The organism is Xenorhabdus entomophaga, assembly GCF_037996725.1.
Lineage (GTDB): Bacteria > Pseudomonadota > Gammaproteobacteria > Enterobacterales > Enterobacteriaceae > Xenorhabdus > Xenorhabdus khoisanae.
Genome location: NZ_JBBMXH010000138.1, coordinates 1 through 8,143, shown reverse-complemented (window position 1 = coordinate 8,143; position 8,143 = coordinate 1). Strand labels below are relative to the sequence as shown.

4 protein-coding genes and 2 pseudogenes are annotated in these 8,143 nt (G+C 35.7%); 4 read left to right on the top strand and 2 right to left on the bottom strand.

The window, feature by feature from the left end:
- Positions 1-96: 96 nt before the first annotated feature.
- The gene (locus AAC854_RS20055; RefSeq protein ID WP_340618653.1) at positions 97-591 is read left to right on the top strand and encodes a hypothetical protein; all 495 of its coding nucleotides are present in this window, start codon (positions 97-99) and stop codon (positions 589-591) included.
- A 500-nt stretch (positions 592-1,091) separates the two neighbouring features.
- Here the strand turns inward: AAC854_RS20055 and AAC854_RS20050 are convergent, their stop codons facing one another.
- Positions 1,092-2,963, bottom strand: coding sequence for a nuclease domain-containing protein (locus AAC854_RS20050; RefSeq protein ID WP_340618652.1), 1,872 nt, complete (start codon positions 2,961-2,963; stop codon positions 1,092-1,094).
- Positions 2,964-2,975: 12 nt separating this feature from the next.
- Complete coding sequence (locus AAC854_RS20045) at positions 2,976-5,567, bottom strand: AAA family ATPase (RefSeq protein ID WP_340618651.1); 2,592 nt, start codon at positions 5,565-5,567, stop codon at positions 2,976-2,978.
- Positions 5,568-5,795: 228 nt separating this feature from the next.
- Here AAC854_RS20045 and AAC854_RS20040 point away from each other — a divergent pair.
- From AAC854_RS20040 to AAC854_RS20030, 3 genes and pseudogenes are all read left to right on the top strand, one after another.
- Positions 5,796-6,086: pseudogene (locus AAC854_RS20040) on the top strand (IS110 family transposase); the annotation flags it as partial.
- 372 nt (positions 6,087-6,458) lie between these two features.
- Positions 6,459-6,595: pseudogene (locus AAC854_RS20035) on the top strand (tyrosine-type recombinase/integrase); the annotation flags it as partial.
- A 68-nt stretch (positions 6,596-6,663) separates the two neighbouring features.
- Positions 6,664-8,143: competence protein CoiA family protein (locus tag AAC854_RS20030; RefSeq protein ID WP_340618650.1), on the top strand; the 1,480-nt coding region annotated here is incomplete at its 3' end.

The following is an 8,143-nucleotide window of genomic DNA, read 5'->3' as shown; positions in this document are numbered from 1 at the left end:
TTCGGTCAGTTGTTTATAGGTCATAGTGCATTTTCCTTTGGCGAGAAAGATGCCTACTATAGCAACTGACCGCCTTTTTCAGAAATTGCACTTATCATGCGAATCCAAGCAATAAAGAATGTAACTGCAAGTCAGATAGCAAAACTATGCACATCAATGAGTTATATAGATAATCTAGTACAATCCTTAGAATTATCTCATGATAAAGTTGAGTGCGCTAGTGGTGAGTTTGGCATTAATTTGAAATTTTATTTCAAAGAGAAGTATTCAAGTATGGTATTGTTTCCACCATATATACGCAATATAGATAATAGTATTCTAGTTGAATCAGCCGTGTTATCAGATGAGTTGTTTAATTCTGTGTTAAAAATACACAATGGAATTATTGCCTTTAATCAAATGCTTGGTCAGATTGCACAGTATGCCTCTGATAATAATAGAAAAAATATAATTAAATATGTTGAAAATGAATCTTTTGGCTCCCTTATTAAAGATATAATGCTATCATTTAAGCCATTTTCAGATGAGTTAAAAAACTATAGTGCATTTTGTTCGTTATATAAATCATTAGAGCGATATCTACACCCGTGACTTGATCTTTATATAGTTTGAAGTTTATCTCTTATGTGGTCACAATAACCAAAGAGGTAATGATTATGACCACAAAGAAACTGCGTGAGTCACCAGCCAGAAAACTAATATGACCGCAACAGATAGAGTAGTGAAGTTAAAATATGAACATATAAAAAATATTTAAATATCTTATGGACCAAAATAAGTTAGACCTTATGCTCCAACTTGATTATTTCACATGTCAGAGTTAATTTATTACAGCATTGATGTTTGCATTTGGCAGGACTAACCACTTTCTAAGGCAGAAGCTGAGATTGAAATTCCATTCTAATTATTACATAAGATATTTTTTATGAAAAATTAAAAGAGAATTTTAAATAGCCTCTCAAATTTCATATTATTATTTTAACTTTCATTAGTTTTTTATTATCAACATTCTTGTAGGGAGATATCTCCCTACAAGATAGATTAGTACACGAGGTTATCTGAAATTTTAAGAGTATCTTGCATAAAGAGAGTTAAGTGATTTTTATGTGGCTATTCTGGTACTTTTGTTCGAATTCTTGTTCAATTTGTTGGAATAATTTATTAAGCATTATGGACAAGCGAGCTTCTTCGTTGGGCTTTACTCTAATTCCTCCTAATGATGGCAATATGCTTTCACGCCCTCCAATTGAATGATAAGATGCATAAAAATCTACCTTTTCTGATTGACCTTTTGGATAAAGTGCCCAAACGGCTTGTATTGGTAAACGGCCATAGCTTCCGTCGGCTCTTTTTTGATGTAGGCCAAGTAAATATTTATTAACTAAATCAGGTAGTTTTTCATGTTTTATCCTATAGGCAGATGAAAATTTAGCATCTAGAATTAGTAATACTGGTTCTACAATTCCCTTAATCCATATGCGTAGCATATAATCAGGGCTTCGGTACTGCCAATCTTTGCCTTGATGTTCAATACAAACGTCTACAGGGTCACCTGACTGAGCTTTGTGTTTTGTCCATATTTTTGGTTCGTAGAAAAGTTCTATTTCCATTTTTCTTGACTCATTTGAAAAATAGAAATAATTATTAATTTCACTCATAGGGCGTGCTTTAGCTTCTCCACCGAATTTTGCTTCATTGTAATCACGCCAACTTTGTTCGAGTAGGTTTGCTCCTGTGTCTTTTAGTGCTGAAATTAGCTGTGTTAAGACAGTGAACTCATACAACGTACTTAAATGACGTAATCCAAATAGTAAATCTCCAATACCTATTTCTATGTTGTTAAATTCATACCATCTAGTTATTTTTTCGTATACCCTTAGATAGCTAGGTGTTCTAGCAACAAAAGAGGTTACGGTAGGTGGAATTGGTTTTAAGTCCATAGAGGGGGGCACAATATAACTAAAGTTGTTGCGCAAAAATCTTACACGAGAGACCAAATTATCTAATTTCTTTGAAAGCCCTTCTAGAATAGGTGTGCGGTATTTATTCAATATATGATCCAAGCTTATATATTCGCCAAAGCTTGAATTACTATTCTTTTCATTGTTTCTAATAGAATCAATTACTAGTAACTTTCTAGTTTTGGTTAATTTTTGCTCCATATGTGCTAAGTAACCATGAATAATTCTATTTTCGAGTAAATCTCTATTTTGAATAACTTCTTCCCGAACTCCTTGAATTATTTTGGTTGGATAACCTTTCATCCTTAGCATTTGCTCTTCTTGATGACAAAAGTGAATATATTCTGGATGTTGAGTAAGCCAAGTAATACCTTGTGACGAATTTGGTAAAGTACTTTTCTGTATTTGCAGTTCAGTTTCCCATCGTTCTCGAACTCTAGATAACAACTCAGGCCATACAGATTCGCAAAGTTTTATTCCATTTTGAGCTTCCACGATTAGGCGATTTATTGAATCTTCGTTACCTTTGCTAGTGTCGCCATTAATTTTTGAGCGTGAAAAGCATAGTGATACTATGCTTTCATAATGGGTATTTAAGTATTTAAGCATACTCTCAGCTAACTCCGCATTTACTAAATTAGCTTGGATGTCAACTAAGTTCCTAATGTGAATATCTACTTTTCTAAAAGTCAGAATTATTTCACTTCTACCTACAAAGTTGCGAAATGGTGTCCCGAAAATTTGTTCCTCGTCAAACAATACACACCAATATTGCTGATCATCAATTGATGTAGTTAATGACATTTCGTGAGCAACGTCTCCTATATATAATATAGGAGTCCCAAATTCTAGAGCTTTGTCACTTGCTATCAGTTGAATTCTTATTTGTGCATCTTCAGGAATTGACCAATCACCATGAACTGCATCTCCTTGAGTAATCAGCTCACAATGGAATCCTTCAAAGGTGCGTCCGGGATTGACCTCAATAGTTAAATCCAACATTATTTTTCCTTTCTAGACCACATAACGGTAGCTGTTAAGAGCTTCCTCGCCTTCTAGAATAATTTTACGAAGGCGTTTAGCAGACATATTAAGTCCATGTTTCTTTAATGTAGATTGCAGACGTTTCAGGCGTTCGGCAAAACTATCTCCATAGCCATTTAAGCCAGGTAAAACATGCTGAAGAATAGCTCGATCTAAAGCTGTAATTTGACCTTCATATTCAACTAATAAAGCTCCTGCCACCTCGACGAAATCAGCGATTAAATGACGTTTTCGGTAAGATATAAGAATCCGTTTTCCTAGTTCTTCATGGTCATCTTCAAGAATGGTGATAATTTCACTCATGATTGAATGAGTTTCGCCTGAGAGTTGAGCTCCATTTCCTTTAAATAAAGATAACCAATCTATTGCAGACACAGGCTCAATAGGTATTTCTCTTTTGGAACTAATGTTTCCTAAACGTACATCACTGATCACATCATCGAAAGGTATTACTGCGGCACGGTCAAGCATTCTTGGTGAAAGTGGTTGTACCGTTTCATCACTGTTCACTGTACCTACGAAGCGGATGTAGTTTGGTATAATAAGGCGTTCTTTTTCAGGATATCCAGTGAAAATTTCTCTTCTACTCTCACCATCAGCTAGGTCCAGAAAGTTACTGAAATAATGCTCTGGAGAGCTTAGATTCATTTCATCCAAGAGCAGTATAGAAGGAGGAACTTCTTCGGGATTTTCTTCCTGCATTGTTAATAACAATTCCCAAAGTCCTGTAGCTGCTGGTTGATAGGCTCCTGCAAGGCCATTGTAGTATCCCAATATATCATTTGAAGACATCCAGCCTCTCGATACGGAAATAGTGTGCTGTCTATATCCAAGATTCATAGCTTGACCTAGTCGCTTAATTAAACTAGTTTTTCCCGTTCCTGGTAGACCAGAACAAATGGTAAACTGGTTTTGTGCCAACGTAGTTACAAGATTTACTAGCTGCTCAGTGTCTAGATGTCTATTATAATGACGCAATGCTTTATCCAATTCTTCGAGGTATTCTTGTTGAGCCTTTACCTTATTGGAAGTATCCAAACGCCTAACTTTAGAGGCTCGAAAATTCCATTTTGTTTTGGATACCTTATTAGATTGTGTCATAGCTTCAAAGCCAGCTTTTATATTGATGAATTGCTCGGTCAACCTTGCTGAAGATTCTTTGATTTGAACTTTTAAATTTTTAAGTGAATCTTCGCTATCTTGTCTTATTCTTTCAAAAGAACGAAAATCATTCCTTTTTTGTTCTATTGCATCTAGTAATTCTTGATAAGTTTTGTATTCTGAATACTGTGATTTTAAGTCTGATAAGAGCTTTTCTCTATGGGAGATTTCGTTCTGAAGCTCGGCATGGCGACGCTTGAGTTCACGCATTACTTGCTCTTCTAGATCTGCTTTTTTCTTTTCTTCCATCTGACGAAATTCATTTTCCTTCTCACTTTTTTGTTGTGCTATGGATTTTAGGTCTTCTAAGAGAGATTGCCTTTTGTTTTCTAGTCTTTCAATTTCAATACGTTTTGTATTCGCTTCTTGTTCAATATTCTGAAGATGATTAGCTCTGTATTTTTCATAGAAAGCAGACTCATTTTTTTCTAAAAACTCTTCTAAGAATCGCTGTCCTTCTGGCATTTTTAGCAGCTCATCTTTTAATTTTGTTATGTTTGAGTCAAATTCAGCGACTTCAGCAAGTAAATCTACAGTACGCTGATATCTTGGTAGTTCTGCTTTGAACTGACGCCCATTTTTTACATTATTTCGAAGTACTTCTATCCCTTTCTTTGTTAGCCGTCCTCCAGCTGATCGAAATATAGAATCTTTTAGTAAGGGTTCTACATAGTTACGAAGTAGAGTCTCCGAATCCATGATATCAATATGATCTTTAGATGTAAGTTTATTAATAAATTGAGTTATATCAGCTAAAAATATTGCTGGTCGCTGTCCGAAAGTGACGTCAATAAGCTGTTCTTTACATAGTTCCCGCCCTAATTTCCCAATTATATGATCGCCTAATTTTTTTCCGGGTAGAGGAGTGGCTGGATAACGTAAGTTAACTTTATACCCATCCTCACCTTGTTCGGTTATATCATAAGAAAATGGACCTTGAATAAAATTTTCATTATCGATTTTTGTTGAAATCATAATGAGATTTGTGGAAGGTGTATGAGTCAAATGCAAAATTGGTTCATCTGGGTTAAAATCACCATGAGCGGATAAAACTTCAAGTAGATCTGTATTCTTAACTAATTGTACAGATTTATAATAAGCTATGTGACTTTGTTGGTTTCCTTCAGATTTATTAGCACGAGTAACCTCTGCAAGTAATAATTGGTGTGGTTCGTATTTTCTTTCTAATTCATCGAATGGGCCTGTAATAAAAACCTTTTCAGTGTCACAGAAGTGTTCTTTCGTGTTTATCGGTGCATATTGCTTGATCCCACTTTCATCTCGGAATTCCTCTATAATTACATCTAATTTTCCACGAGATTTCTTTTCAATAGAATCGATCCAACTTGCACCTAATGTGCCAATAACGTATCGGTACTGCTCTGTATTTTCTTTGTTCATTTTATCTTTGTCTCTGTCTCTGCTCTATTTTTGCTCTAGTCAATGTGATTCAAGGTTGATACATATACACAATATGAAGGGTTGAAAGCTGCTGAAAAACACGTATATGCACACAATACCTTAAAGACATAAATATGAAAATTAACTCTATTCAGTCTGTGATCTTGCCATAGAATATTATCCTGAAGATACGCTTATGGGATACATTTTTTGGAGTTTTATTTAGTTATGAATAAAAACGATTTTATTGATGCCGAAACCATTTGTGGAGCGGCTTCTCGGCCTTCCATGCGCTTTGTTCAGCCTCGCACGGAAAGTCAACAGAATATACGTGTATTACACCTTGTCCGAGAATCCTTAGTGAGAGATAAAGTGAAAACAGTCAACCAGATACACGCTTTCTTACTGGAATTTGGTGTCAGTATGCCCAGAGGGATCGCGGTGGTAAAACGGTTATCTGAGGTCATTGCTGAAAATGACTTACCTCCCTATCTGGTGAAACTGCTCAAACGCCTATATAACCGATAGTCTTTCTTATTGGGTTTTCGGCTATTTCTCTTGTAAGGAATAACCGCATTACCCCTTGTTGTCTCACATAACTCCTGAAGGATTCACAATCATAACCTTCAGATAGCATATATTGCTTTTTCATCTGGAACTTGTTTTGAAATTAGATGTTCCTCATACTTTAGTTAACAAATAGAGATACATCGATCGTAATATTTAACATGAGAAAACAGGACAAAACCATATAACCAACTTATAAATAACAGTTGTGTTAACCCACTTTGGGGCAAAAGCGAGTTAGTTGTACCAACTAAGACTCAATCTGACCCTATTGATGATCTGATCAAAATCCAATCAGACAGTCGGCTTGTGCCATATATAATCATTCACACCATGTTAGCTCATGCCGAGACCAATCATGTGCACCGTTCATATAATCATGCAATCATGCGACCTACCTTGATGAAAGGAAGGCAATGATGCAAGAATGGGTTGCTAATCTTAATAAGTGGTCTGGATAGGTAGACAAAGTTCCAGAGAATAGAAACTGGCTCTATATATGTCTAATCAAGTATATAGATAAGTTAGGATGCAGACAGTACTGATGCTTTTTGAATATGCCCTTCACAATGATTCAAACACGATAGTTCACGTAGATTCAGTGCCAAACGGAAAACGCTGTAACTGTGTTTGTAAGCACTGTGGTGATCCCCTCATTGCAAAGAACAATGGAAAGATCGTCACACACCACTTCTCTCATACTACAAAGGAAGAAAGCCGTGACTGTCAGATGACGCAGTTACATATAGCGATGCAACTACATTTTTCTTCGTTATCTGAAATTATTTTTCCAACAAATGAGATAACCATCGACGAAACAGATATTGTCGTTCCCGGCCTAACAACTGAAGTTAAAGAGTCAGCACTCGAATACAGGATAGGGCCCTACCTGGCAGACGTATATCTTGCGACAGATACTAGCAATGTAGCTATTGAAGTCTGCGTTACTCACAAATGTGACGAGAATAAAGAACAGTATTACATTGACCAACAGATTGATTCAATTGAGTACTACTTTCCTCTTGCTGAAGGTAATAGCATCTCTGAATGGATTTCTCTGGTAAGAGATAATCTCGTCGAGTACAAATGGATTTATCACTCAGAACTTGAAATTAAGAAAATCGAGTATTTTAAACAGATTGAAGAAGAGAAAAGGAATAAAAAGGCAGAAAGAAGAAACAGGGCTTTATTATCACTTCGGAAGGCCATATCTAGCAAAAGAATTCACTTACCCAGTATACATAAAGAGATGGAGTATATTTATACAGGACAATCTTACAAAGAAACACGGTTGATTTATCCCAAAAGGGATGTAACCTGTGACAAGGTTTTACTTTGTCATGAATCAAGTGACTATGCGGTAATGGAAGGATATAGCGGTAATCGCGTGATATCGATTATCTATTCTTTTACCGAAGAGATACCTACCCTAAATTATCAAGATGACAGAAGTATAGTTTGTCGTCATTATTCAAATGAATCGAATACACCGAAGTGGACTTGGGTTAAGCATCCATCATTAACTGCGAAATTTAATCAAATAAAGTTACAATTCATATCTGATTGCAAGCATATCTATCATAAAAGAGAAAGGATAATATATCTAAAGAATGCGGTGGACAGGCTTGCATCTGAATACTTAGATAATCGTCAGGCTTACTTTGACCGGGACTATCAGAAATGGAAAAGATGGATGATTAATAAAGAGCTATTTATACCTAGCCCAAATAAAAAGAGTCCTTCACTCCCTGACATCTTGAAAATGAAGAGAGAGTATCCCATGCTCTGGCCATTCAGAGCATGGGATATAATAGTGTTAAGTAATCTAGCAGAAATGGTGGATGCTTACCCTGTTAGCCAGAAGATATATTACCAGGATTTATTTATTGAACTCGCAGGAAAATATGATTTATCAGAACAATATCGATACTTATCGAAGGAGTTTAAAGAATTAAATACCTCTACTACTACCTTTGACTCACTTATTGATGAAGATAGTATGATTCAAG

What these genes read in the sequence shown, in the direction of transcription:
- AAC854_RS20045 (WP_340618651.1), bottom strand. Translation starts at nt 5,567, where the DNA reads ATGAACAAAGAAAATACAGAGCAGTACCGATACGTTATTGGCACATTA.
- AAC854_RS20055 (WP_340618653.1), top strand. Translation starts at nt 97, where the DNA reads ATGCGAATCCAAGCAATAAAGAATGTAACTGCAAGTCAGATAGCAAAA.
- AAC854_RS20050 (WP_340618652.1), bottom strand. Translation starts at nt 2,963, where the DNA reads ATGTTGGATTTAACTATTGAGGTCAATCCCGGACGCACCTTTGAAGGA.